The organism is Prevotella sp. CAG:592, from assembly GCF_000436015.1.
GTDB lineage: Bacteria > Bacteroidota > Bacteroidia > Bacteroidales > Bacteroidaceae > Prevotella > Prevotella pectinovora.
On sequence record NZ_FR892610.1, the window covers coordinates 1 to 1,813 of the forward strand.

Below are 1,813 nucleotides of genomic sequence, written 5' to 3' on the forward strand. Positions count from 1 at the left end.
GCGATATTTACAACTTTTACTCATATCTATCATCAAAAATAATTCCTCCAACGGGTAAACTTTCCACTTTTTATTCAAAAAAACATGCACTGATACAAATATAAACTATATTTGCACTTGCCTGCTGTATTCACGGTCAGAGATAGAAAAGACTGAATTATAAAATATTATATAGCATGAAGAATTTATTTACACCATTAGCTTTACTATTGTTGCCAAGCTTTAATTTAAAGGCTCAGAATGTAATTAGCCCAAATAACGAGAAAAACGGACCTACAATATTGCGAACTGTTGGAGATGATTCTACAGAATCTGACTAGGAAGAGGTTTATCAAGTTGTTGAACAGCAACCGAGTTTTCCTGGAGGAAGGGAAGAACTGTTTAAATATCTTACATACAATGTCAAGTATCCAATTGACGCTACAAAAAACAAGATTGAAGGACGCATATTAGTAACCTTTGTTGTAGAGCACGACGGCAGCATTTCAAACGTAGATGTTGCAAATAGCGTATATCCATCATTGGATAAAGAGTCAATAAGGGTTGTCAGCGGAATGTCTAAATGGATTCCGGGAAAGGTAAACGGTAAAACTGTTCGCGTAAAATATACTATACCGATAACCTTCAGGTTGAACTGATAATCATTTTATAAAATAGGACAATGGGGCATAATATTTTAGTAATTGGCGTAGGTGGAGGAGCTGATCAGACTTTAAAAAGATTGAAGCAAACAAATATTCAAAACATCGATTATCTTACCATAAATTCGTACTCTGCTGCCTTTCCTGACATTAATTTAGGTATGTTTTATAGTGGACATTTCATTTATGAATGGCCACATATTGAGACATGGATTGAATTGACTATCAGAGCAGAGAATGACATACGGGAAATGATTCTCAAGAAAAGCCCATCATGTGTTATTATCGTTGCAGGATTCGGAGGCTTCACTGGTACAGGTTCAGCTCCTGTTGTAGCACATATAGTAAAGTCTTTGAATCTTTTTTCGGTAGGCATCATAACAACTCCTTTCCGTTGGGAAGGAAAAGAGCGAAAAAAAAGAGCATTATCAAATATTTCACACATGAAAAAGTATATTGACTCTCTTTTTATCATCGATAGTGATAGCGTATTGGAAAATATTCCTGATTCATATTCACCGAATTTTGTAGACATGTTCAATTTACTAGATAAAAGATTATGTGATATTGTTAAAGAGTTTTTTCCATATCATTCAATAATGTCATTCATTGGACTTTAGAATCTTTAATTTATCATATACCCAAAAGAAGTTTTGCCTTTTATGAAACAGAAACAGCTTCCAACATACAGGAAGTGGAAAATTCGATAAATAATATAAATTGTGAATTTGTAAAAAATGGTATAAATCATGAATCAATCAAATTCATGATTACAAATATTCATGTTAGTAGCTTATCTGCTATAAAAATGAATCATATACAAAAAATAACCTCAGCAATAAATGATAGTTTTCATATGTCTATGCATGATTTAGGTATAGGTATCACTATTGACGACAAGGTCGGGGATAAAATTAGAATTGCGATATTAATATTTACCATTGCTCTTAATTAGTGTTACAGAATAGACAACATTCTTTTTTGAGAAAGAATCATATAAGAATTCTTCCTACTGTAAAATATATATCACTGATATTTGATTAGCTCCTGCCACGAACTTTGTCGGGTAAATAATATCCGAGCTATATGACTCACTGAAGACAAGGAAACAAAAGATATATCAAAAAAACAGACTCAAAGCATTGTAATTCACATAAAATGTGTAAGTTTGC

Annotated in this window: 2 protein-coding genes; both read left to right on the forward strand. The window is 32.5% G+C overall.

Features of this window, described 5'->3' with window-relative positions:
* Nucleotides 1-377: 377 nt before the first annotated feature.
* Nucleotides 378-638: an energy transducer TonB gene (locus QVO99_RS08495; RefSeq protein WP_288177086.1), complete on the forward strand. Its 261-nt coding sequence runs from the start codon at nt 378-380 to the stop codon at nt 636-638.
* A gap of 23 nt (nt 639-661) precedes the next feature.
* Nucleotides 662-1,261, forward strand: a complete 600-nt coding sequence (locus QVO99_RS08500) for a cell division protein FtsZ (protein WP_022317182.1) — start codon at nt 662-664, stop codon at nt 1,259-1,261.
* The last annotated feature ends 552 nt before the right edge of the window (nt 1,262-1,813 follow it).